23 protein-coding genes and 1 pseudogene are annotated in these 24,028 nt (G+C 41.6%); 14 read left to right on the top strand and 10 right to left on the bottom strand.

The window, feature by feature from the left end; genetic code table 11:
- Positions 1–3 precede the first annotated feature (3 nt).
- Complete coding sequence (gene lpxC, locus CFR83_RS03550) at positions 4–918, top strand: UDP-3-O-acyl-N-acetylglucosamine deacetylase (protein WP_088813188.1); 915 nt, start codon at positions 4–6, stop codon at positions 916–918.
- 68 nt (positions 919–986) lie between these two features.
- Here the strand turns inward: lpxC and CFR83_RS03545 are convergent, their stop codons facing one another.
- The gene (locus tag CFR83_RS03545; RefSeq protein WP_088812593.1) at positions 987–1,505 is read right to left on the bottom strand and encodes a DciA family protein; all 519 of its coding nucleotides are present in this window, start codon (positions 1,503–1,505) and stop codon (positions 987–989) included.
- Here CFR83_RS03545 and secA point away from each other — a divergent pair.
- The 4 genes from secA to mutT are packed head-to-tail and all read left to right on the top strand — an operon-like array spanning position 1,504 to position 6,854.
- Positions 1,504–4,263, top strand: a complete 2,760-nt coding sequence (gene secA / locus CFR83_RS03540) for a preprotein translocase subunit SecA (protein WP_088812592.1) — start codon at positions 1,504–1,506, stop codon at positions 4,261–4,263. The two genes, CFR83_RS03545 and secA, sit on opposite strands and share 2 nt — an antisense overlap.
- A 16-nt stretch (positions 4,264–4,279) precedes the next feature.
- On the top strand, positions 4,280–5,515 hold the full coding sequence (gene argJ / locus CFR83_RS03535) for a bifunctional glutamate N-acetyltransferase/amino-acid acetyltransferase ArgJ (RefSeq protein ID WP_088812591.1): 1,236 nt from the start codon (positions 4,280–4,282) through the stop codon (positions 5,513–5,515).
- Between the two features lie 14 nt (positions 5,516–5,529).
- Positions 5,530–6,396, top strand: a complete 867-nt coding sequence (locus tag CFR83_RS03530; RefSeq protein ID WP_088812590.1) for an ATP-binding protein — start codon at positions 5,530–5,532, stop codon at positions 6,394–6,396.
- The gene (gene mutT, locus CFR83_RS03525) at positions 6,357–6,854 is read left to right on the top strand and encodes an 8-oxo-dGTP diphosphatase MutT (RefSeq protein WP_341476333.1); all 498 of its coding nucleotides are present in this window, start codon (positions 6,357–6,359) and stop codon (positions 6,852–6,854) included. Before CFR83_RS03530 ends, mutT begins: the two co-directional genes overlap by 40 nt.
- Here the strand turns inward: mutT and zapD are convergent.
- The 6 genes from zapD to CFR83_RS03495 are packed head-to-tail and all read right to left on the bottom strand — an operon-like array spanning position 6,837 to position 12,134.
- Positions 6,837–7,586 carry a cell division protein ZapD gene (zapD, locus tag CFR83_RS03520; RefSeq protein WP_088812588.1) on the bottom strand — a complete coding sequence of 250 codons (750 nt, stop codon included), beginning with the start codon at positions 7,584–7,586 and terminating at the stop codon, positions 6,837–6,839. The genes mutT and zapD overlap by 18 nt on opposite strands.
- Positions 7,587–7,639: 53 nt before the next feature.
- Positions 7,640–8,299, bottom strand: a complete 660-nt coding sequence (gene coaE / locus CFR83_RS03515; protein WP_088812587.1) for a dephospho-CoA kinase — start codon at positions 8,297–8,299, stop codon at positions 7,640–7,642.
- On the bottom strand, positions 8,254–8,742 hold the full coding sequence (locus CFR83_RS03510; protein ID WP_088812586.1) for a prepilin peptidase: 489 nt from the start codon (positions 8,740–8,742) through the stop codon (positions 8,254–8,256). Before CFR83_RS03510 ends, coaE begins: the two co-directional genes overlap by 46 nt.
- Positions 8,739–9,752 (bottom strand): type II secretion system F family protein, encoded by a 1,014-nt coding sequence (locus tag CFR83_RS03505; protein WP_088812585.1) that lies wholly within the window; start codon positions 9,750–9,752, stop codon positions 8,739–8,741. Before CFR83_RS03505 ends, CFR83_RS03510 begins: the two co-directional genes overlap by 4 nt.
- Positions 9,749–10,864, bottom strand: a complete 1,116-nt coding sequence (locus CFR83_RS03500; protein ID WP_088812584.1) for a GspE/PulE family protein — start codon at positions 10,862–10,864, stop codon at positions 9,749–9,751. Before CFR83_RS03500 ends, CFR83_RS03505 begins: the two co-directional genes overlap by 4 nt.
- On the bottom strand, positions 10,857–12,134 hold the full coding sequence (locus CFR83_RS03495) for an HlyC/CorC family transporter (RefSeq protein WP_088812583.1): 1,278 nt from the start codon (positions 12,132–12,134) through the stop codon (positions 10,857–10,859). The genes CFR83_RS03500 and CFR83_RS03495 overlap by 8 nt, the downstream gene beginning before the upstream one ends.
- A 253-nt stretch (positions 12,135–12,387) precedes the next feature.
- Here CFR83_RS03495 and CFR83_RS03490 point away from each other — a divergent pair, with 253 nt between their 5' ends.
- From CFR83_RS03490 to CFR83_RS03475, 4 genes are read left to right on the top strand one after another with little or no spacing between them, the layout of a single operon-like run.
- Entirely contained in the window at positions 12,388–14,568 is a 2,181-nt protein-coding gene (locus tag CFR83_RS03490) for a TonB-dependent hemoglobin/transferrin/lactoferrin family receptor (RefSeq protein WP_088812582.1), read from the top strand.
- A complete protein-coding gene (locus tag CFR83_RS03485) occupies positions 14,565–15,437 on the top strand; it encodes a heme/hemin ABC transporter substrate-binding protein (protein WP_088812581.1) in 873 nt (290 codons plus the stop codon). Before CFR83_RS03490 ends, CFR83_RS03485 begins: the two co-directional genes overlap by 4 nt.
- Positions 15,430–16,455 carry a FecCD family ABC transporter permease gene (locus tag CFR83_RS03480; RefSeq protein WP_088812580.1) on the top strand — a complete coding sequence of 342 codons (1,026 nt, stop codon included), beginning with the start codon at positions 15,430–15,432 and terminating at the stop codon, positions 16,453–16,455. The genes CFR83_RS03485 and CFR83_RS03480 overlap by 8 nt, the downstream gene beginning before the upstream one ends.
- Before the next feature lie 15 nt (positions 16,456–16,470).
- Entirely contained in the window at positions 16,471–17,304 is an 834-nt protein-coding gene (locus CFR83_RS03475) for an ATP-binding cassette domain-containing protein (RefSeq protein ID WP_088812579.1), read from the top strand.
- Here CFR83_RS03475 and CFR83_RS03470 read toward each other — a convergent pair.
- Positions 17,296–18,291 carry a polyprenyl synthetase family protein gene (locus CFR83_RS03470; protein ID WP_423808372.1) on the bottom strand — a complete coding sequence of 332 codons (996 nt, stop codon included), beginning with the start codon at positions 18,289–18,291 and terminating at the stop codon, positions 17,296–17,298. The two genes, CFR83_RS03475 and CFR83_RS03470, sit on opposite strands and share 9 nt — an antisense overlap.
- Positions 18,292–18,481: 190 nt before the next feature.
- Between CFR83_RS03470 and rplU the strand changes: the two genes are divergently transcribed.
- The 4 genes and pseudogenes from rplU to proB form a co-directional block, all read left to right on the top strand.
- Complete coding sequence (rplU, locus tag CFR83_RS03465; RefSeq protein WP_088812578.1) at positions 18,482–18,793, top strand: 50S ribosomal protein L21; 312 nt, start codon at positions 18,482–18,484, stop codon at positions 18,791–18,793.
- 21 nt (positions 18,794–18,814) lie between these two features.
- Positions 18,815–19,075 carry a 50S ribosomal protein L27 gene (rpmA, locus tag CFR83_RS03460; RefSeq protein ID WP_088812577.1) on the top strand — a complete coding sequence of 87 codons (261 nt, stop codon included), beginning with the start codon at positions 18,815–18,817 and terminating at the stop codon, positions 19,073–19,075.
- 83 nt (positions 19,076–19,158) lie between these two features.
- Positions 19,159–20,253 (top strand): GTPase ObgE, encoded by a 1,095-nt coding sequence (obgE, locus tag CFR83_RS03455; protein WP_088812576.1) that lies wholly within the window; start codon positions 19,159–19,161, stop codon positions 20,251–20,253.
- A gap of 24 nt (positions 20,254–20,277) precedes the next feature.
- Positions 20,278–21,063, top strand: a pseudogene (proB, locus tag CFR83_RS03450) (glutamate 5-kinase); the annotation flags it as partial.
- Positions 21,064–21,084: 21 nt separating this feature from the next.
- On the opposite strand, the gene CFR83_RS03445 reads toward proB, so the two are convergent.
- Together CFR83_RS03445 and CFR83_RS03440 are read right to left on the bottom strand one after the other, a co-directional pair.
- Positions 21,085–21,558: a CNP1-like family protein gene (locus CFR83_RS03445; protein WP_165765047.1), complete on the bottom strand. Its 474-nt coding sequence runs from the start codon at positions 21,556–21,558 to the stop codon at positions 21,085–21,087.
- 53 nt (positions 21,559–21,611) lie between these two features.
- The gene (locus CFR83_RS03440; RefSeq protein WP_088812573.1) at positions 21,612–22,199 is read right to left on the bottom strand and encodes an RNA pyrophosphohydrolase; all 588 of its coding nucleotides are present in this window, start codon (positions 22,197–22,199) and stop codon (positions 21,612–21,614) included.
- 85 nt (positions 22,200–22,284) lie between these two features.
- Between CFR83_RS03440 and CFR83_RS03435 the strand changes: the two genes are divergently transcribed.
- Positions 22,285–24,021, top strand: a complete 1,737-nt coding sequence (locus CFR83_RS03435; RefSeq protein WP_088812572.1) for a proline--tRNA ligase — start codon at positions 22,285–22,287, stop codon at positions 24,019–24,021.
- The last annotated feature ends 7 nt before the right edge of the window (positions 24,022–24,028 follow it).

The raw sequence follows: 24,028 nt of genomic DNA, 5'->3' as shown, positions 1-24,028 counted from the left end.
ATGATGTTAAATCAACGCACCATTGCGGCTCCTGTTAAAACTGTAGGCATAGGTTTGCATACGGGCCGTAAGGTGACGTTGAAATTAAGCCCAGCCCCGATCAATACTGGAATTATTTTTCATAGGGTTGATATACCTAATTCATTAGGTATTAAAGCCCAAGCTCATGCAGTTACTGATACGCGCTTAGCCACTGTTTTGCAAAACGGTGACACAAGAGTGTCGACTGTTGAGCATTTGCTTTCAGGTTGTGCGGGCTTAGGTATTGATAACCTCATTATTGAGTTAGATTGTGAAGAAGTGCCGATCATGGATGGTAGTGCAGCTTCATTTTTGTTTTTGATTGAGTCTGCTGGTTTGCAAGAACAAGATGCTCCACGCCAATTTATTGTGATTAAAAAGCCAATTGAAGTTAGGGATGCCGGTAAATTGGCAAGGCTAGAGCCATTCAATGGATATAAGTTAGATTTCACAATTGACTTCAAGCATCCCGCGGTCGATAAGACTGGGCAAAGGCATGTGATTGACTTTGCTGATAGTACATATGCTAGAGAGATTGGCCGTGCTAGAACTTTTGGCTTTGCCCATGAAGTAGAGGCTTTGCGAGAGATGGGCTTGGCTCGTGGCGGTAGTCTAGATAATGCGATTGTTTTGGATGAGCACCGCATTTTAAATAACGAAGAACTACGTTATGACGATGAGTTTGTGCGCCACAAAATCTTGGATGCTATTGGCGATTTGTATTTGGCTGGTCATCCAATTGTCGGTGCTTATGTTGCTGAAAAATCTGGTCATGCCATGAATAATGCTCTATTGCGAGCCATGTTTGCCGACCCAACTTCATATGAAGTTTGTACTTTTAGTGAAGCAGACGCACCTAAGGCTTACATACAGGCAGGTAGACCTCTTTTTGCCTAGATTGGCTTTAAGAAGTTTTATTAACTTCTTTTAAGTTTACTTAAAAATATCTAAATACAGCTTTAATTTCATCTTCTTCGCTTAAGAAGATTTCTTACCGCAGCTTTGAGCGGTGATTCCCCATCTAGTTTGTCGAGTAAGCCCGCCCATGATTTTTGAGCAACTTCTGTAAAAACAGGCGGTTTATTGGAGTAATGATCGCTATTTAGCCCATCTATCGAGAGCTCTTTGGGAGACTGTTTGATGCTTAAAAACTGTACAGCCCAACCCTGTTCTTGAAGATTTAATAGGATTGAAGGCAGTTTTTGTTGCAATCTAGTGGCTACAGTGGAGTGATTGGTATAGATCTTTAGTTCTCCGTTGCCTTCAGAAAAACCACCAACTTTGACAAGGTCAGCAGCCTTCTCAAGCCCATTTTTATTGAGGCTGAGCCTTAAAGCCTGCTGCAAAAGAAGGCTGTTTTCAGCTTTTTGAAGAATTTCTCCTAGAGGGCTATTTTCTTCAATGCAATCTAATGCCTCGCGAGCATTCGCAGAACCCCTTCCGGGTGCTAAACTTTGAGGCTTAAATTTCCTCGCAAAAGTCATGGTTACTGGTCTTCTTAAGAAAATATTTGGCAGCCGAAATGATCGGCTCTTAAAACAATATAAGCGCATTGTCGCTCAGATTAATAGTCTAGAGCAGGGTATGACCTTGCTTGACGATGCTGCATTGCAAGCTAAAACAAGTGAATTCAAGTCCAAATTAGCTGCTGGTCAGACTTTAGATGATATTTTGCCTGAGGTATTTGCTGTAGTTCGTGAGGCGAGTAAGCGTGTGATGGGCATGCGTCACTTTGATGTCCAAATGATCGGTGGTATTGCCCTACACCAAGGCAAGATTGCAGAAATGCGAACAGGTGAGGGTAAAACTCTTACGGCGACATTGCCAGTTTATTTAAATGCACTATCTGGTCGTGGTGTACATGTTGTAACAGTTAACGATTACTTGGCACAGCGAGATGCTGAGTGGATGGCGAAGTTATATAACTTCCTTGGTTTAACTGTTGGGATTAATTTATCTCAAATGGATCACGAAGCTAAACAAAAGGCTTATGGTTCAGATATTACCTACGGTACCAATAACGAGTTTGGTTTTGATTATTTGCGTGACAACATGGTTCAGGACTTGGACCAGCGTGTGCAGCGTGGTTTGGCTTATGCGATTGTGGACGAAGTTGACTCAATTCTGATTGACGAGGCTCGCACGCCATTAATCATCTCTGGTCAAGCTGAAGACCATACAGATGTGTATGTCACCATGAATGCCTTGCCGCAGTATCTGACGCGTCAAATCGGTGAAGAAAAAGCGGATGGTACAGGCATTGTTACTCCTGGCGATTACATCGTTGATGAAAAGAGTCATCAGGTATTTTTGACAGAAACTGGTCATGAGAAAGCCGAGCAAGCGTTAACGAAGTTAGGCTTGATCAAAGAGGGTGAGTCACTTTACGCACCACAAAATATTACTTTGATGCACCATGTGTATGCAGCCCTACGTGCTCATACCTTATTCAATAAAGATCAGCATTACGTCGTTCAAAATGGCGAAGTTATCATCGTTGATGAGTTCACTGGTCGTTTGATGCAAGGTCGTCGTTGGTCTGATGGTTTGCATCAAGCAGTAGAGGCCAAAGAGGGTGTGGCAATTCAGCATGAGAACCGCACGTTGGCCACTATTACATTCCAGAACTACTTCCGCATGTACGGCAAGTTGGCTGGTATGACAGGTACTGCAGATACTGAAGCATATGAGTTTCAGGAGATTTATGGTCTTGAGACTGTCATTGTTCCTCCTAATCGCATCAATGCACGTATTGATAAGCAGGATCAAATCTATCGCTCATCGATGGAGCGTTACAACGCAGTTATTAAAGATATTCAAGATTGTTACGAACGTGGTCAACCAGTATTGGTTGGTACGACTTCGATTGAAAATTCAGAATTAATTTCATCTTTGTTAGACAAGGCACAGTTACCACATCAAGTGCTCAATGCCAAACAGCACGCGCGCGAGGCTGAGATCATTGCTCAGGCTGGTCGACCAAAGATGATCACGATTGCTACGAATATGGCGGGTCGTGGTACTGACATCGTTTTGGGTGGTAACGTTGAAAAGCAAGCAGCATTAATTGAAGCTGATGCTGCAATTGCTGATGCAGATAAAAAATCACGTATTCAAAAGTTGCATGATGAATGGCAAGGTCTACATGACCATGTGGTGTCTGCAGGTGGTTTACATATCATCGGTACAGAGCGCCATGAAAGTCGTCGTGTTGACAATCAATTAAGAGGCCGTTCTGGTCGTCAAGGCGACCCTGGTTCTTCAAGATTCTATTTGTCATTAGATGATGCACTGCTACGTATCTTTGCCGGTGAAAGATTAAAAGCAATCATGGATCGCCTGCGCATGCCTGAGGGTGAACCAATTGAAGCGGGCATGGTGACGCGCTCAATTGAATCTGCGCAACGCAAGGTGGAGGCGCGTAACTTTGATATTCGTAAGCAATTATTGCAATACGATGACGTGGCTAATGATCAACGTAAAGAAGTTTATAGACTGCGTAACGAAGTTCTAGAATCAAAAGATGTTGGTGAATTGATTGCTAATTTGCGCGAATCATATTTCACTGATTTATTTCATGAGTACATTCCGCAAGGCTCGGTTGTTGAGCAATGGGATGTTGCTGGCTTGACTCAAGTGCTAACTAGCGAGTGGGGTGTCAGTGTTGATCTTCAGTCTGAAATTGATGCGGCTGATTCAATTGAAACTGATGAGTTACTTGTTAAAGTGCTAGAAGCTGCTAAGAATGCCTATGACAGCAAAGTTGCAATGGTTGGTAGAGAATCTTTTGCTAACTTTGAGCGTTCTGTAACTTTATATAGTTTAGATACTCATTGGAGAGAACATTTAGCAGCATTAGATCATTTGCGCCAAGGTATTCACTTACGTGGATATGCTCAAAAAGATCCTAAGCAAGAGTATCGTCGTGAAGCATTTGAATTGTTTGCACGTTTATTAGATAGCGTGAAATTAGATGTAACACGTACGATCATGGTTGTGAAGATCCAAACTGCAGCTGAATTAGAGCAAGCCTCTGAATCTATCCAAGAAGATTTGGCTGATGTAAAAGGTGTTCAGTATCAACATGCTGATGCTAATTCTGCTGATGCAAATGAATCTGAAGAATCTACTCAACAAGCAGCGCAACAACCAATGCAGTCTGGTTCAAAGGTTGGGCGAAATGACCCATGTCCTTGTGGTAGTGGCAAAAAATACAAGCAGTGCCATGGCCAGCTTAACTAATAAAGAATGAATCAATATGTCAGTTAATTCTCCTTTACCGATTGCTAGTGATTTAAAACCGGTTAATGGTTTGCGTTTAGGTCATGCCGAAGCAGGTATTAAAAGACCTGGTCGCAAGGATGTATTGGTAATTGAATTGCCTGCTGGTTCTAGCGTTGCTGGTGTATTTACCAAAAATCGTTTTTGTGCAGCCCCAGTGCAAATTTGTAGAGAGCATTTGGCAGCTACAAATAAAGCTGGTCTTGAGGTTAGGGCTTTAGTTGTCAACACTGGTAACGCTAATGCGGGTACAGGTGAGCCTGGTTATCAAAATGCTATTAAGACATGTGATGAATTAGCAAAGCTGATGGGATTGAAGCGTGAACAGGTTTTGCCTTTTTCAACGGGTGTGATTCTTGAGCCTTTGCCCGTTGAGAAGGTTGTGGCTGCAATGCCTCAAGCAATTAGTCGTTTAGAGGCTGATAATTGGTTCAATGCGGCTGAATCAATCATGACAACAGATACTCAGCCCAAGGCTGCATCTAAGCAAGTACAAATTAACGGTCAAACAATCACTTTAACTGGTATCAGTAAAGGTGCTGGAATGATTCATCCCAACATGGCAACCATGTTGGGATATGTCGGTACCGATGCAAAAGTTTCTCAAGCGTTGTTACAACAACTAACTACTGAGGCAGCAGATTTATCATTTAATGCAATCACTATCGACGGTGATACATCCACGAATGATTCATTCATTGTCATGGCAACAGGTGCTAGTGGTGTTGAGATTCCTTCAAGTGGTTCAGCGTTTCATGCCTTCCGCCAAGCCTTGATTGAAATCAGTCAGCAATTAGCTCAAATGATTGTGCGTGATGGCGAAGGTGCCACTAAATTTATTACCATTCAAATTGATGGTGGCAAAACGGTAGCTGAGTGCAAACAAGTTGCTGAAGCCATTGCTCACTCTCCGCTCGTTAAAACTGCTTTTTTTGCTAGTGATCCTAACTTAGGCCGTATCTTGGCTGCAATTGGTTATGCAGGGATTGCTGATTTAGATGTTAGTGGCGTGCAGTTATGGCTAGATGATGTGTGGGTAGCTAAAAATGGTGGACGTCATCCTGACTATAAAGAAGAGGATGGTCAACGCGTGATGAAAAAAGCAGAAATCAAGGTAAAGGCTGATTTGGGTAGGGGTGCGGCAACTCAAACAGTTTGGACTTGTGATCTATCTCACGAGTATGTTTCTATTAATGCGGATTATCGTTCTTAAGCTGATCTAAAGTTATGTCTAATCAATTAGAGCGTCTTGATCACTTGTTGCAAAGACTTGATGAGTGGATGCCTAGGCAATTAACAGAAGATGATTGGAAGTCTTCTGTTGCCTTTCGCTGGCGCCGCAAAGATACTCTTTTTGGTAAGTTAGGGTACTTACAAGCTGTTAAACACACGTCGAATATTTCATTTAACGACTTACAGCATATTGATCGTCAGAAAGATCAAATTTATTCCAATACAAAACATTTTGTAGATGGTAGGCCTGCTAATAACGTTTTATTAACTGGCGCGAGAGGTACTGGTAAGTCATCTTTGATCAAAGCATGTTTGAATGAGTTTTCAGGCAAAGGGCTAAGACTGGTTGAAGTTGATAAAGAACATCTAACAGATTTGGGCGATTTGACAGATATTTTGGCTAATCGTCCTGAGCGATTCATTATTTTTTGCGACGACTTATCTTTTGAAGATGGTGAGTCAGGATACAAATCTTTAAAGTCAGCTTTAGATGGTTCTGTAGCTGCTCAAGTGGATAACATCTTGATTTATGCCACCTCAAATCGTCGCCACTTATTGCCTGAGTATATGAAAGACAATGAGTCTTATCGTCATACTTCTGATGGTGAGATACATCCAGGTGAAGTGGTAGAAGAGAAGATTTCTTTATCAGAGCGTTTTGGTTTGTGGATTTCATTTTATCCACCTAAACAGGATGAGTACCTAGATATGGTCGCTCATTGGTTAAAGCACTTTGGCTTAACTAACCAAAAGATTGACGCAGCAAAACCAGAAGCTTTAATTTGGGCTTTGGAAAGAGGTTCAAGATCAGGTCGAGTTGCATGGCAATTCGCCCGCCACTGGGCTGGCCAAGAATCCTAGGGCATATGCCGTCATCATCCCATCCGGAAGTAACTGCAAGTGGTCGACCTATTGTTGAGGTGGCTGTTGGCATCCTAATCAAACCAGATCAGTCCATTTTGCTTGGCCAAAGACCTGAAGGAAAGCCTTATGCAGGCTATTGGGAGTTTCCTGGGGGCAAGATTGAAATTGGTGAGACCCTGTTGCAAGCCCTACAGCGAGAACTTCAGGAAGAGATTAATGTGTCCATCAATGATGCGAGTGAATTCTTGGTCATTGAACATGATTACCCTCATGCATATGTGCGTTTACATATTTGTTTGGTGAGTTCTTGGGTGGGCGAGCCAAAGGGACTGGAAAATCAAGCACTATCTTGGATTTTTAAAAAAGATATTGCTAAGCCTAGTCTTGAGCCAATTCTGCCCGCAACCTTACCAATTTTAGAAAAGTTAAATGCTTTTTTAGAAGTTGCAAAGTGATAGCTGAAAGCTAACATCTTCACCAATAGGGCGTGGCTTTGTTTCGCCATCACATGTCATGAAGCGAGTCCACAGCATATATTTGTTGGCGCTAATTTCTGGAATCAAGGCAGGGTTCTCAATGCCAACACGCATTAGTTGATATGTTTTGCCAGACAACATTTGCTGATACGCTCCATTTGTAGCCACCATGCTCTCAGCCTTGCCTGAGCTTCTTAGAAGCTTCAAGAACATTTGGCTAGCATCTTTCCATGCTAATAATGGTGCAACGTAGTTTTTAAGACTTTGGCGACGTTGATCGGCAGGCGTGTATTGCCAAGCAAAATAGGCTGGCAAATCTACTGGGCTTGTGCCACCTGGAATACTTAAGCGTGAGCGAATGAGGTTGAGCCACTCGCTTTCAAGAATTTGTGCGTTTGTTTTACCAGTCTGGTTAATCTTGCCCCAGATTCCATCCATATCATTGAGGGTCTTGGATAAAACATCTTGATTAATTTGCGCCGCAGTTTTTAATGACATCAAACTATTTCTTTGGCGATCAAGTTCTTTCATTAAGCTTGATTTCAAATCTGCGCGTGCTGTGATTTCACCTAAATCGAAAAGAATAGCAATCGCTTGATGTTGATCACGAGCGTCATCTTTTTCGACAAAGTATTCAAAACGGTCGAACAGATACTCCAGTCTTAATAGACTGCGAACAAGTTCGTTGAAGGGGTATTCATAAATAATCACAGAGTTATATTCTAGACTGAAAATCTGTGATTTTTGGCAAAAAAAGAGTGTTTTTAGTGACTTTTCTGTCTTAAAAGTATCTGGTGCAGGCGCTTAGACTCCACCTCGAGTTCCCCTAGTGTGCCGTTGTTTTCTATCACGTAGTCAGCCACGCTAATTCGCTCGTGCCGAGTGGCTTGGCTGGCAATAATCTTCTGAATGGTTTCTACAGGCAACTGATTTCTGGCTTGTACCCTGGAAATCTGTAGTTCTTCGCTACAGTCTACTACCACTACATAGTCTATTTTTGCTGGTATTTGGTTAATCCACTGACCCGACTCAATCAATAATGGGACCATAAAGACAACATAAGGGGGCTGTTTTTTAATACCCTCCGATGCGATTTCTTGTGATTTTTGATGAATTAATGGGTGGGTAATGTGCTCTAGGGCTAATTTAGCTTTTGGGTCACTAAAAACTAGGGCCCGCATTTTGCCTCTATCTAATGATCCATCAGGAAGCAAAAACTCATCACCAAATGAGGTTTTGATGGCTGGCATGGCAAGACCATCCCGCCCAGTTATCTGATGAGCAATTAGATCCGTATCGATAACCAGTGCACCCATACTTTCCAAGTGGGCTGCAACGGCATTTTTCCCACAGCCAATGCCACCGGTTAAGCCAACTCTTAGTACATGCTTAAGTGGTTCAGGGGTGCGTTGAGTATTAGCCATATCAATGTGATGATGCCACCGAGTGCAATAAATGGTCCAAATGGAAAAACATGAGATGAGTCTTGTTGATGAACTTTAAGCCATATATAGCCACCTAGTAAACCAGTTATTGATGCGATGATTAAAATATATGGCAAGCTTTGCCAGCCAAAGCATGCGCCTAAGCCGGCGAGTAGTTTGGCATCACCCATGCCAATACCATGCATTTTTTTAATTTTTATATAAGCCAAGTTCAATAAATATAGGCTTAGATAGCCACTCACACAGCCTATTAGTGCTGATGGTGTATCTGTCCAACCTAATCCCAGTATGCCATTTGCTATTAACCCATAAGCAGCAAGAGAAATAGTTAGTGGATCAGGTAACTGGAATGTTTTGAAATCAATCCATGCTAAAGCTACTAGCAGGACTACCAAAACAATCACAGAAATTATTTCTATCAAAGAATTTGCCCCATTTGAAAGATGGGTAAGTATAGAGAAATAACCAAGGTGCCAATAATCAATCCCATGATGATCATTAGTATGGGCTCTAAGCTTTGAGTTAAGCCGTCAACCAACTCATCTAATTGGCATGATGCCTGATTCGATATGAGATCTAACATTGAGCAGAGTTGACCTGATGACTCGCCAACATTAATTAGTTGTAACTGAGCCTTATTTAAAAAATAGCCTGTGGCTTTGAGTTTCGCTAAAGAGTCGCTAAGAGACCACCCCTGACTTAATAAGCCATCTACATCTGAGCATAATTGAAATGTGACCCAGTCGTTTGATATTAAGGCAGTCTGTCTAATCGAATCTAAGATTGGCATACCGCTAGCTAGCAAGGTTGAAATGTTTTTGCTCCATTGGGTTAGCAAAGAAGCCTTTCTGATTGGGCCCGCAATTGGTAGTCGACATAATAAGAAATCAATTTTCTTTTGAAACGGTAAATATCTCTGCCATATCTGAAAAAATATAAATAGTGAAAAAATTACCGCTAAGCCCATTGGCATCCAAAATTCTTTAAACCAATGGGATGAGGCAATCAAAATTAAGGTTGGTGTTGGTAATTCTGCTTGAAAATTAGCAAACATTTGCTCAAAGCTTGGTATGACCCATATAAGCATCGCCCAAAGTATGGCGCATGAGATTAGTAAAACGATTGTAGGGTAATGGAGTGCTTTTTTAACTTTGCGATTTATCTCAATTTTTTTATTGAGGTAGGTCTCAATTTGTTTAAAGCTATTGGTTAATGATCCACTCATTTCACCGGTGTGTATTAGCCCAATACAGAACATATCAAAACCTAACTGCATAAATGACTGAGACAAAGAGTGGCCCTTTTTCAACTCATTGGCAATATCAGACATCTGCATGAGATTAATGGCATCAAGTAGCGGTAGGCCTGCGTCAAGCAATGTTGAAAATTGCTTACTGATAATTAGTTGTTCTGCTAGGTTTAATTGTTTCATGCGGCATATCTCATGGCTTCTGCCGCACTAGTAATACCCCTTTCAACTAATAACTGAGCGCTGTCTTGCAGGCTAATAATTTGATTTGCGTGACAGTAGTTATTGATGGCTGTTAGTGTCGCGCCTGATTCAATCATGATGCGAAGATCATGATTAATTGGAAGCACTTGATGTATACCTGTTCGACCTTTATAGCCTGTGCCATCGCAAACATGACATGACTGGTTATTCTCTGCGGTTAATTTTCCTGCGCAGTGATGGCAAAACAATCTAACTAGTCGTTGCGCTGTAATACAAATTAAATTATTAGCTAGTTGATCTGGGCTAATTCCAAGTTGCTTTAAACGCCATAAAGCGCTAGGGGCATCATTAGCATGCAAGGTCGCTAGGACTAGGTGGCCAGTTTCAGCTGCCTGAAAGGCTACTTCAGCTGTTTTTAAATCGCGAATTTCTCCAACCATAATCACATCAGGATCTTGTCGTAAAAGAGCTCTGAGTGCTGTATCGAACCTTAAGCCCGCTTTTTCGTTGATGTGAACTTGGTTCACGCCTTTTAGATGAACCTCAATCGGATCCTCAATGCTAGTCAGATTTTTGGTGTTATCCATCAATTCTTTTAAGCAGCTATATAAGGTGTGTGTCTTACCGCTGCCAGTAGGGCCGGTCACCAATATAAAACCTTGAGAGCGCGATAAGGCGTGCTTTAAATCTAATAACTGCTTATCTGTAAAGCCAAGCACATTTAGATTTAAATCATCAGCTGATTTATTCAAAATCCTAAGAACAATTTTCTCGCCATGCAAAGTTGGTAGTGTGGAAATGCGACAGTCAACGTTTGGGGAGTCTTGTTGATAGCCAATCAACATTTGACCGTCTTGTGGCAGTCGTTTTTCAGCAATGTCTAGACGCGCAAGAATTTTTATTCGACTAGCAATTCTTTCGTGCCAGTTGCAGGGTGAGCTGGTGAGGTGTTTGAGGTAGCCGTCAACACGCAGGCGTATGTGACTTACGCCATTCTCTGGTTCAATGTGAATGTCACTAGCTCTAGTTTGTAGAGATTGATTAACAACGTTTTGCCAGAAATGAATAATGACATCATCTTGCTCAGGCATTCGGTTGATATATACGAACGGTTTTGATAATTTGATCGTCAACCTGAATGATTTCCATTACAACCCCATCAATCTTGACGCTAACGTTGTTGTCTGGAATATCTTCGAGAGTTTCAATCAATAAGCCGTTTAATGTCTTAGGCCCATCTGTGGGTAAATTCAAATCAAGTAATCGATTCAAATCTCTTAAGCTTGATGACCCATCAGCTATGTAGGTGCCATCTGCTAACCATTTTGTTTTAATGGCTAAGTCGGGGAGTGATGTGGTGAACTCGCCAATCAACTCTTCAAGGATATCTTCAATTGTTACTAAACCTTGAACAATTCCGTACTCATCAACAACTAAGCCAATGCGTTCCTGATTTTCTTGGAAGAATTGAAGTTGTTGTAATACGGGTGTTCCGCTAGGAATGAAGTATGGTTCACTCAATAAATCTCGGAAATTCTGGTGCTCAAGTTCTTCATCGCCTAATAAGCTCAAAGCTTTACGAACAGCAAGAATGCCGATGATTTTGTCAGAATCCTCATCGCATACAGGTAACTTATTGTGATAACAAGTTTCTAACTGATGAATCACATCATCAATTGGTTTGGAAAAATCTAGAACTTCCATTCTGGATCTAGGGGTCATCACATCGTCAACTTGAATACTCTCTAAGTTAAATAGATTGACCAAAATGCTGCGGTGCTTATTTGGAATAAAGTGAGTTGACTCAAGTACCACGGAGCGTAGCTCCTCTGGTGTCATTTGTTGGTTGCTATTGGATTTGGTATCTACCCTAAAAATCTTTAATAAGCCGGTAACAAATAAATTAATTAACAACATCGCTGGCTTTAAGATCACGATCAAGGGTTTGATGATCCAGCTAGTGACGATTGAAATTCTTTCTGGGTAAGTAGCGCCAATCACTTTAGGTGTGATCTCGCAAAAAATAATGATGAGTACTGCAGTTACACCAGTGCTAATTGATAACACAGAGCCATTATTGCCAAATGCATGAATGGCAATTGCTGTTAGCAAGACGGGAACAATTGTGTTGACGACGTTATTGCCAATCAAGATGACAGATAGCAGTTCCTCAGTTTTGCCGAGTAGGTCTTGTGTGTTCTTGGCGCCACGATGACCTCGATTGGCCAAGTGTCTAATTCTGTGACGATTGGCTGCCATCATGCTTGTCTCTGTGATAGAGAAAAATGCAGATATAGCAAGCAACAAAATAACTACAGCTAACTGTGCCCACCACGGCCAATCATTAAGCCAAGAATCCATGAATGCTTTCCAAAGCAAAGAACATGAGAGTGACTATAGCAAACTCATATGAATCTGTATGGGAATAACGGCACAAAATAGGGTAATAAATGCTGAAAGTTTTGTAGGAACTTTCTGACGTATGATCTTAATAACCACTCTAATAAGAATAGTTCTCATCTGTGATAAAGTTTTCATCAATGCTTGATTAAGCATTTCTGACACAAGCAAGCCAGTTTAGTCGCCAGCCAGTGTATTAAATTGAAAGGCTGTTGTGTCTTCGAGTAAAACCATTCATTGGTTGGTGATTATTGCGGGCAGTTCATTTTCTGCCACATCATCAGCTTCAAATTTCAATCAAGCCCTGTACGCAGAATTAAGTTCTCTAGAACCAATTTCGGTCATTGCAACTAAAGGGGATCGTTTGATCACTGATGTGCCGCACTCTGTAGTTCTAATTGATAACAATGAAATTAATCGTAGAAATAGCAAAGATATCAAAGAGCTATTTAGTGAAGATTTAGATATTGAAGTGAGATCACAAACAGCACGATTTGGTGTTTCATCTGGAGTGGGGCGTACTGGGCAAGAAAGTATCAATATTAGAGGTCTTGAGGGTAATAGAGTGTTGATGATGATTGATGGTATTCGTATGCCTCATTCATTTGATTACTCCTCGGCTTCAGTTGGTCGTGGTGATTATGTTGAGTTGGAAGGTATTGGTCAGATAGAGGTGTTAAAGGGGCCTTCGTCAACACAATATGGCAGTGATGGCTTGGCTGGGGCAGTGAACTTTAAAACGATCACCGCTAATGATTTATTAAAAGGGGGAGATAGTTCAGCCGCTATCAAAGTTGGATATCGTTCAGTTAATCAATCATCAACTGGTGCTATCCATTGGGCAAGGAAAGGTTCTGACTGGAATGCATTGTTAGTTTCATCACTTACCTCAAGTTCTCAAATGAGTAACCAAGGTCAACTAGATACACCTGATGCTCTTCGCACAAAGCCAAATCCTGAAGATAACAATCAAAGATACCTGTTGGCTAAGCTAGAAAGGCAGTTCAGACCTAAGCAAAACATGCTTTTAACTCTAGAGGATGTTACAAAAAATCGTCACACGAATGTCTATACCGCTAGAACATCTAGCGTCTTTGATCATCAAGCAAAAGATTGGCTAAAGCGCCAGCGCATCTCTTTAGATCTGGTGACTAATCAAACCATATTTGGTTTTGAAGATGAGTCTTCATTCAAGTTGTGGTTACAAAAGGCTGCAGTTAACCAGCTATCAATTGAAGACCGTCAGATTGATAGAAGTAGAGATAACAATCTTTCTGACAATTCATTTGGATTGAATGCGCATTGGGTAAATTACAAAGAGGGGATTAACTTACAAAAGTGGACATATGGACTTGATATCCAACAATCAAAAATTGTCCAATCAGTTAAACGAACAGGTGACTACAACGATCAGGTGAAGTATTTCCCTGATACGCAAAGAAATCTTTTTGCCATATATGGTCAACTGGAGTTAGACACAGATAAGTTCAGTGTCATTCCAGGGATTCGATTAGATCATTATCAATTTAAGTCATCTCAAGCTGGCTATAGTTTGCCAATAGTCAATTTGAATGATTCCGCTATATCTCCTAGCATCTCAGGAGTGTGGAAGTTGCAACCTTATGCAAAACCATACATAACATGGTCAAAAGGATTTCGTGCGCCTACACAAGATCAAGTTAATAATGGTTTTAGCAATTTGAGGCATGGCTATACCAGTATCGGCAATCCAAATCTTCAATCAGAAAAAGCAAATAGTCTTGAGGTCGGTATCAAGGGTAAATGGCAGAAGTCGCGATATACGATTGCTGGCTACAGTAATCATTACAAAGATTTTATTGAGCAACAGATAGTTGGTGGATCTGGAAGATCCGGTGATCCATTGATTTATCAATACCTAAATCGTAGTCAGGCAACAATTCAAGGTTTGGATGTCAGATTTGAGACCTTGTTTAAACGTCATTGGACTCTAACTTCTGGGTGGGTTTATTCAAAGGGGAAGGCCACATCAAGTGGGGGTCAAAATCAACCCATAGACACCATTCAGCCTATGCGAGCATCTTTAGGCTTGAGCTATCAACGTCAAAACTGGGGTATTACCGGTCAATGGCTGCATACATGGTCGAAAAAACCATCGGATGTGGGAACGGTAACGGATACGCAAACGAGAATGCAAGTTGCCCAATATGTTGCTCCAGCATATTCAGTATTTAATTTGAAGGCGAATTGGCAACCTAGAAAAGATTTAAATCTAAATGTGGGTATTGGTAACTTATTCGATAAGAAATATTGGCGATGGTCGGATGTAAGGGGTGTAGAAGCTGCATCTCCAGTTCTTGATGCCTACACAGGTCCTGGAAGAAACATTTCTGTGACGCTGAGGTATGACTTATGATACTCGCCACCCGTCGAAATTTTTCAAAGCGTTTATTGGGGTTAGGATTATTAAGTCTAGTTAAGCCTTCTTATGCCAATCAAAATCGAGAGCGCCCAATAAGAATTGTTTCTTTAGGTGGTGCGATCACAGAAATTATTTATGAATTGAACTTGCAAAAATATTTGGTAGGAGTTGATGCAACATCTAACTATCCGCTAGAAGTTAGAAAATACCCAAGCGTAGGTTATGCAAGAACTCTATCCGTAGAAGGAGTTTTATCTTTGAGTCCTACTCATATATTGGCTACTGAAGACGTGGGGCCGCCAGCATTTGTTAGAGCAATAAAAAGTAATAAAAAAATCAATTTTCAAATACTGGATTCGGAATATAGCTTTAATGGCTTGATAAAAAGAGTTAGAGAAATATCAAGTATTGGTAAGGCGATAGTTTCCCAAGAAAAATTAATTCAGCGCTTAAATCAATCCTGGCGTGCGGCATATCTGAATCAACCGGTGATTAAGCATCCACCTAAAGTTCTATTTCTGCTATCACATCAGGCATCTCGTTTGTTGGTGAGTGGTCGAGATACGGGTGCAGCTGCAATGATTCAATATGCCGGCGGGATAAATGCCATGACCTCTTATGTTGGATACAAACCATTAAACGTTGAAGTATTTATTGAGGCTAATCCAGACATTATCCTGATGACAAAGCAAAGCGAGAACATCTTAGGCGGTTTGCAAGGACTATTAGAAAATCGTTCCTTAGGTTCAGTGGCAGCAGTAAGAAACCATCGATTTGTATCTATTGATGCTAATCAATTGCTGGGTTTTGGTCCGCGCTTGCCTGAAACTGTTCTTGAATTGAGGCGAGCGCTACTTGTCTAATAAGATCAGTACGACAGTTGGTTTGATGAGCCTTGCATGCATATTCATGCTAGTTGTCATCACGTCGGTTTTAATTGGTCCAGTTGAAATATCTTGGCTTGATATTTATGCCTTGTTGGACGGAAGAATTGAATCATCTAGATCGTTAGATGTTTTGATAGATATCCGATTGCCGCGAGTACTTGCAGCGATGGCTATAGGTGCTTCTTTAGGTTTATGCGGATCTCTAACACAAGCTTTATTTAGAAACCCATTAGCAGATCCTGCATTACTAGGAATCACAAGTGGTGCAGCACTAGCCATTGCCGTGATGATGATTTTTGCCCCTTCATCAAATTACTTAATTGAATCAGGTGAGTTCATTCAATATTGGCTTTATCCAGTTGTGGCATTTTTTGGCTCTGCATTGATGTGCCAGATTTTGTTATTACTCTCAAAAGTCATGTCCTTGGTTTCTATATCTAGCCTATTGTTATGTGGGCTGGCATTAAATGCCTTGGCTTCAGCCATGATTGGATTGTGTATATATCTGGCTAATGATCAACAGTTACGAAGCTTCACATTTTGGACTTTGGGGTCGTTGTCGGGTGTTAACTGGGCTTCATTCTGGATACTGATAGTCGGACTTCTAGTAGGGCTTGGTGTGGTTATTAGATTGGCCTCGCAATTGAATGCTTTAGCCATGGGTGATGCTGTGGCACAGCACATAGGAGTTAACTTACCTCGTATCAAAGTTGTAACCATTTTGTGCATTGCTTTACTTTGTGGACTTTGCGTTGCTACAAGTGGTGTTATTGGTTTTATTAGTCTCATTGCTCCGCAAATTGTCAGAGTTCTGTTTGGCGCAGATCACCGAATTGTTTTGCCCATCTCGATGTTGATGGGGGCACTTTTGTTAGTCATCGCAGATACCCTAGCTAAAAACTTAGCAGCACCTACTGAAATGCCAGTAGGGATTTTCACGGCATTGATTGGTGCGCCGTATTTCTTATATTTGTTAAATAAAAAGAATCATTAAGTCTTGGATTAAGAAATGATTAATTCTATTTCTCAAAGTAAGTATCTTCAGATTTTAGGCATTAAGAAAACTTGGCATATCGACCAGGCTTCTGATAAGTCTAATAGGTCAGGCATTTATATTGCTGAGTTGCATGTAGAAAAGGGTGAGCGTATTGCAGTGCTTGGTCCTAGCGGTTCAGGTAAATCTACTTTTTTAAAGCTATTAGCAAAAGATATTGATCTAGATTTTGGTGAAATATATTTTTTAAATAAGTCGATACTTGATTGGTCATATCAAGAGCTGAGTTTCTATCGGGCTGTATTGCCTCAAGCGCAAGAGATTGGCTTTGATTTTTCAGTTGATTTAATTGTTGGGCTTGGATGCTTAAATCAGAAAAATATATCTGAACCGGAAGTTAAAAAACTAATCAAAAATTCTCTCAGTAGTGCCATGGCATCTCATTTAGCAGGGCGACCATATATGACTTTGTCCGGTGGTGAAAAGGCTCGCGTACAACTTGCAAGAATTTTTGCCCAAATGTGGACTGTGCGTGAAGGTCTTTTACTGGTCGATGAGCCTTTTGCTGCCTTAGACCCTTATTTACAAATAGCTTTACTCTCAAATTTATGTGATTTTGCCAAGCAACGAGCTTTAACTGTGATCGCAATCTTGCATGATGTTAATCACGCTTTACATTATTTTGATCGGGTAATTTTTATCAAAGAAGGGCTGATGAACTTTGATCAACCCATGAATAAAGTTAACCGTATAGATTTGGAAAATCTATACGGAATAAAATTTTTAGAACTAAAGACTAATGATGGTGAGAGCTACTTTTTCCCAGAGGGGTCAAACAAACTATGTTGACCGCTTGAGAGAATAATCACACAAGTCAATCAAGCTCTGAGTGGCTTCATTTTTTGGGAAACAGGCTAGAGCTTCTTTAGCCAATTGAGCTTCTCGTTTTGCTGTTTCTTCTGTATATGTGATTGCATTTGACGCCATGATGGCTTCATAAACTTGTTGGAACATGTCCTCTGGCAACTCATCAGCTTGTTCAATCGCGTGACGCACTAATTTCTTTTGCTCGGCTGTGCCGTGATCAAGTAAATAGATGAGTGGAAGTGTAGGTTTACCTTCTCTTAAATCATCACCTGCATTTTTACCCATTTGTTCTGCGCTAGCGGTGTAATCCAAAATATCGTCAACCAATTGGAATGTTGAGCCAATATGTCTGCCATAAGCTTCTGCCGCAGCATATTGTTCCGGAGTTGCTTTAGCAAGAAGTGCGCCTAATGCTGCAGATGCTTCGAATAATTTACCTGTTTTGTAATGAATTACTTGCATGTAACGTTCTTCATTCACATCAGGGTCATGCATGTTCATGAGTTGCAGTACTTCACCTTCGGCAATCGTATTGGTGGCATCAGCCAAAATCTGCATGATTTTTAATTCATTGGGCGCCACCATCATTTGGAACGCTCTTGAATATAGAAAATCTCCTACTAGAACACTAGCGGCATTCCCGAATGCAGCATTTGCAGTTGCGCGACCACGACGTAAATGAGACTCATCCACTACGTCATCATGTAGCAATGTAGCGGTATGAATAAACTCAACAACTGCCGCCATGTCTAAATGATGTTGAACTGGTTGACCGTTAGCTATGGCCTGACTGGTTAATAGCAATAATGCTGGTCGAATTCTTTTGCCGCCTGCTTCAATAATGTAGGCAGATATTTGATTAATAAGAGCAACTTCTGAGCTCAAACGATCTCTAATAACCCCATTGAGGGCCTGCATATCCCCTGAAATTGGGCTGAGAATTGTTTGTAAGTTAGTGCTCATTAACATTTTATCTTTGATGTTTTCTAATTAACTGCAGTTTAACTCATTGAATTAATTAAGTTTTATTATAAAAACTAGCAATAAATCAACTACAGAGGTATCAATTCTACTTTTTGACTAGAAATTAAGCTAGGGCTATAATCTAAGGCTCTACTCGACATGGGGTCGGGTAGTTATTTAATAGAAAGATTTCAATATGTACGCGGTCATAAAAACCGGTGGCAAACAATACAAAGTTGCTGCTGGCGAAAAATTGAAAATAGAACAGATACCAGCGGATGTAGGCAGCGAAATCACTCTTGACCAAGTTCTCGCCGTAGGCGAAGGCGAATCACTAAAGTTTGGTGAGCCGTTGGTTAGTGGTGCAGCTGTTAAAGCCACTGTTATTTCTCAGGGTCGTCATGACAAAGTGAAGATTTTTAAGATGCGTCGACGCAAGCACTACCAAAAGCGTCAAGGTCATCGTCAGAACTTTACTGAAATTTTGATTAACACCATCAAGGCCTAATAGGCAGAGGCGGAGTAGAAAATGGCACAGAAAAAAGGCGGCGGTTCAACACGTAACGGCCGTGACTCAGAGTCAAAACGATTAGGCGTTAAAGTTTATGGCGGTCAAGCCATCAATGCAGGCGGCATCATTGTTCGCCAACGCGGTACACGCGTTCACCCTGGTGTGAACGTTGGTTGTGGTAAAGATCACACATTGTTCGCATTGGTAGATGGTCATGTTCAATTTGGCGTTAAAGGTGCAGATAAGAAATCTTTCGTTTCTGTACTTCCGAGCGCTTAATTAGCCTTAACTGAGATAACGAAGAACATTCAGAACTCAGCATAAGGCCTCGCCAAATAGCGAGGCCTTTTTTATTGGATCTTATGAAATTTATCGACGAAGCCCGTATTGAAGTAGTTGCAGGCCATGGTGGTTCTGGCAGTGCTTCTATGCGTCGCGAAAAATTTATCGAATTTGGCGGTCCTGACGGCGGAGATGGCGGTCGGGGTGGTAGCGTGTATGCAATTGCAGATAGAAATATCAATACCTTGGTTGATTACCGCTTTGCAAAAAAACACTTAGCTCAAAATGGTGAGCCTGGTCGTGGTTCAGATTGTTATGGCAAAGCTGGTGAAGATATTGAGTTGCGTATGCCAGTTGGCACAATCATTCATGACATGGATACCAACGAGGTGATTGCTGACTTGACGTATCACGGTCAAAGATTGTGTTTAGCCAAGGGTGGTGCGGGCGGTTGGGGTAACTTGCATTTCAAGAGCAGTACCAATCGTGCGCCAAGACAAAAGACCAGTGGGTTGCCTGGCGAAGAACACAAGCTCAGATTAGAGTTAAAAGTATTAGCCGATGTTGGTTTATTAGGTATGCCAAATGCTGGTAAATCTACATTGATTACAGCAGTATCTAATGCACGTCCAAAAATTGCAGATTACCCATTTACAACCTTGCATCCTAATTTAGGTGTGGTGAGGGTTGGAGCGGAGCGCAGTTTTGTGATTGCGGATATTCCTGGTTTGATTGAAGGTGCAGCAGAAGGCGCAGGCCTAGGCCATCGCTTTTTAAGACACTTGCAACGTACAAACTTATTGTTGCATTTAGTCGATATGGCACCGTTTGATGAAAACGTTGATATTGTTGGTGAAGCAAAAGCGATTGTGAACGAGCTTAAAAAGTATGATGAGTCTTTATACGACAAGCCACGTTGGTTGGTTTTAAATAAAGTCGACATGATTGCTGAAGAAGATCGTGCAGCAAAAGTAAAAGCATTCATCAAAGCATATGGTTGGAAAGGCCCTGTATTTGAGATCTCTGCATTGACAGGTGAGGGTTGCCAACAACTTTGTTACGCGATCCAAAAAGATTTGGATGCAAAGCGTCAAGAGCGTGATGAGGCTGAAGAACATGATGCGGATGTACGTTTTCAGAGTAATGATGCTGACGACGAAGAAATTAACGACTAACTATAAAAGTTATAGGAGCAGTTGGTGAGCAGAGCAATACAAGATGCCCAGTGCATTGTGATTAAAGTAGGTTCAACATTGGTAACTAATCGTGGCCAAGGACTTGATCATGATGCGATTGGACGTTGGGCTGCTCAAACGGCTGAACTGCGTAACATGGGCAAGCAAGTTGTTATGGTTAGCTCAGGAGCAATTGCTGAAGGTGTGCAACGCTTGGGTTGGTCAAAAAGACCAACAGATATTCATGAGCTCCAGGCTGCAGCAGCAGTGGGTCAAATGGGCTTAGTGCAAGTCTATGAAACATCTTTTGCAAAGTATGGCATTCGTACAGCGCAGGTGTTGTTGACTAATGCTGACTTGGCAGATGAGCAGCGTTACCAAAATGCCCGTATGACATTGTTAACTTTGATGAAACATGGTGTTGTGCCAATCATCAATGAAAACGATACAGTTGTGACTGATGAAATTAAATTTGGTGATAACGACACATTGGGCGCTTTAGTAACAAACTTAATTGAGGCAGATGCTTTAGTTATTTTGACTGATCAAGGTGGTTTATATAGCGCTGATCCTCGTAAAGATCCTCGAGCTACATTAATTCAGGATGCTGTAGCGGGTGATGCGCAATTGGAAGCTATGGCAGGCGGTGCCGGTAGTGATATTGGTACAGGTGGCATGTTGACCAAAGTATTAGCAGCGAAGTTGGCAGCTAAGTCTGGAGCCAGTACTGTGATTGCTTCTGGCTTGGAAACTAACGTCTTAGTGCGCCTAGCTAATGGCGAGTCAATTGGTTCTCAATTGACTGCTAAAAAATAAAAACTAATTAAGTAACTAAGGTTTTAAAAACGGAATAATTTCTTTCGCACTTCTGCGAGGAATTGAATTTTCACAAAATGCGTCTTGTATTAAAGCTGAGTGATAGCGGTTATAGCTATTGCTTCTAACTGCTTGCCAACGACTATTTGGTGTTTTGACCCATTGATCATCTTTTTGCATGGTTGCATATAAACGCCACTCATGAGTTTCACAGCGGATACCCTCGTAAGTCACTTGCTTGGCGCCGGCGGGGCTAGTGATAACAATGACGTAACGAATTACATCATCTTTTCCAAAAGCAATTGAATTGGCATCAATAGCAAATGTTAGAGGTGTGTTTGGTGACACATAAAAAGGTTTTAAATCTTTTGATGGTGGCGCAGTTGGAATCTTGACTTGAGTTTCTTCCCAAAAGCGTGGGGCATCCGGATCATTTTCATCAGCAGGATCTGCAGTTCTGTATTGAGCTGCAGCGCTTAAGCTAATCATAGCCAAAGAGCACAAAAGATATTTCAATAAATTCATATATGGTTGATTCTTGATCAAGAGTTCTCCGAATCTTTTTTCGCATCATGTGGGTTTGATCTATAAAGATCCAATGGGGATCCCCATGGCATCATCATCATTCTTGGGCCCCGCGCAATGTATCTGGCTAGCTCTGATAGAGCTAATTCATAAACCTCGCGCTTAAAATCAATCACAACATCCAATGGAATCCAATAGGGGCTCCAACGCCATGCATCGAATTCTGGGTGGTCAGTGGCTCGTAGGCACACATCGCTATCACGACCTACCATGCGTAATAAAAACCAAATTTGTTTTTGACCTCGGTAAGCTTGACGGGTCGTACGGCGACCTGATGAAGAATTAGATCGACGCAGGAACTCAGCTGGCACGTCATAACGCAGCCATTCACGAGTACGTCCAATAATTTGAACGTGTTGCGGCTCTAAACCGATCTCCTCATGCAACTCACGATACATCGCCTGTTCTGGGTTTTCACCGTGTTGAATGCCGCCTTGCGGGAATTGCCAAGAATGTTGGCCAACACGTTTCCCCCAAAATACTTCGTTACGTTGATTGAGTAGAACGATGCCGACGTTGGGTCTATATCCCTCTCTGTCGAGCATATTCGTGCCCTAATCCTTTAATCCTTTAAAATCAATAAATTGATTATAGCTATATAGCTAACCCATATATTTTATAAAGTGAACCATGAAAGCATCTCAGTTTTTTATTAGAACCTTAAAAGAAGCCCCAGCTGACGCAGAAATCGTTTCTCACAAGCTTATGATGCGTGCTGGCATGATCCGTAAATTGGGTGCCGGTATCTATAACTATATGCCCATGGGTTTAAAGGTTATCCGTAAAGTCGAGGGCATTATTCGAGAAGAAATGAATCGTGCCGGTGCTGTTGAGTTATTGATGCCGGTGGTTCAACCAGCTGAGCTTTGGCAAGAAACCGGTCGCTGGGACAAGATGGGGCCTGAACTTTTACGCATCAAGGATCGTCATGACCGTGATTTTTTGATTCAGCCAACCTCTGAAGAAGTAGTGACTGATATTGCTCGTCATGAAATCAAAAGTTATAAGCAGTTGCCAGTGAACTTCTATCAAATTCAGACTAAATTCCGTGATGAACGTCGCCCTCGCTTTGGCATCATGCGTGGTCGAGAGTTTTGTATGAAAGACGCATACTCTTTTGACCGTGATGTTGAAGGGATGCAGGTCTCATATGCGAAGATGTTTGAGGCATACACACGTATTTTTAAGCGTTTAGGACTTAACTTTAGAGCAGTTAATGCAGACAATGGTGCCATTGGCGGTACAGGTAGCCAAGAGTTTCATGTGATTGCAGAAACTGGTGAGGATGCGATTGCTTATTGCCCTACATCAGACTATGCAGCCAATATTGAAACTGCGGAAGCTTTGTCACTGATAGCTAATCGTGCCGCACCAACTCAAGAAGTCACTTTGGTGCCAACGCCAGGACAAAGCAAGTGTGAAGATCTTGCTAAATTCTTAAAGCTACCTTTAGACAAGACCGTTAAATCGATTGTTCTAGCTGTTGATCAAGAAGCTGGCCCACAATTATTTTTGTTATTAGTTCGCGGTGATCATGAATTAAATGAAGTTAAGGCAAGCAAAGTGCCAGGTTTAACTGATTTCCGTTTTGCAACTGAAGCAGAAATCATTGACTACTTTGGTACGCCTCCTGGTTATTTAGGGCCTGTGAAAACGAAAAAACCGTTAACTGTTGTGGCTGACAGAACTGTTGCGCAAATGAGTGATTTTGTTTGCGGAGCTAACCAAGAAGGACATCATTTAACTGGTGTTAACTGGGGTCGTGATTTACCCGAGCCAATCATTGCAGATTTGCGTAATGTGATTGCTGGTGACGCATCACCAGATGGTAAGGGCACACTTGAGATTTGTCGTGGTATTGAAGTGGGGCACGTATTCCAATTAGGTACACGTTATTCAGAATCAATGAATGCTGTTTACTTGGATGAAAAAGGGCAATCTCAACCAATGGTGATGGGTTGTTACGGTATTGGTGTGACACGTTTATTAGGTGCGGCGATTGAGCAGTGTTTTGATGATCGCGGCATCATGTGGCCAGTATCAATTGCGCCATTCCAAGTGGTGTTATGCCCAATGGGTTATGACCGTTCTGACATGGTGCGAGAGGCGGCTGACAAGCTGTATCAAGAATTAACTTCCGCTGGTATTGAGGTAATTTTGGATGATCGTGGCGAGCGTCCTGGTGCTATGTTTGCTGATTGGGAGTTAATTGGTGTGCCATATCGTGTTGTGATTGGTGAACGTGGTCTTAAAGAAGGTCAATTAGAGTTCCAAGCTCGTACTGATACAGAGGCCACTAATGTTCCAGTTGCTGAAGTAGCCAACAAAGTGATTGACTCAGTCAAGGCAAAATTGGCCATTAACTAATCCACGT

Source organism: Polynucleobacter victoriensis, assembly GCF_900187875.1.
Classification (GTDB): Bacteria; Pseudomonadota; Gammaproteobacteria; order Burkholderiales; family Burkholderiaceae; genus Polynucleobacter; species Polynucleobacter victoriensis.
Note: the sequence above shows the minus strand (reverse complement) of the source record. Positions and strands in the feature narration are given on the sequence as shown.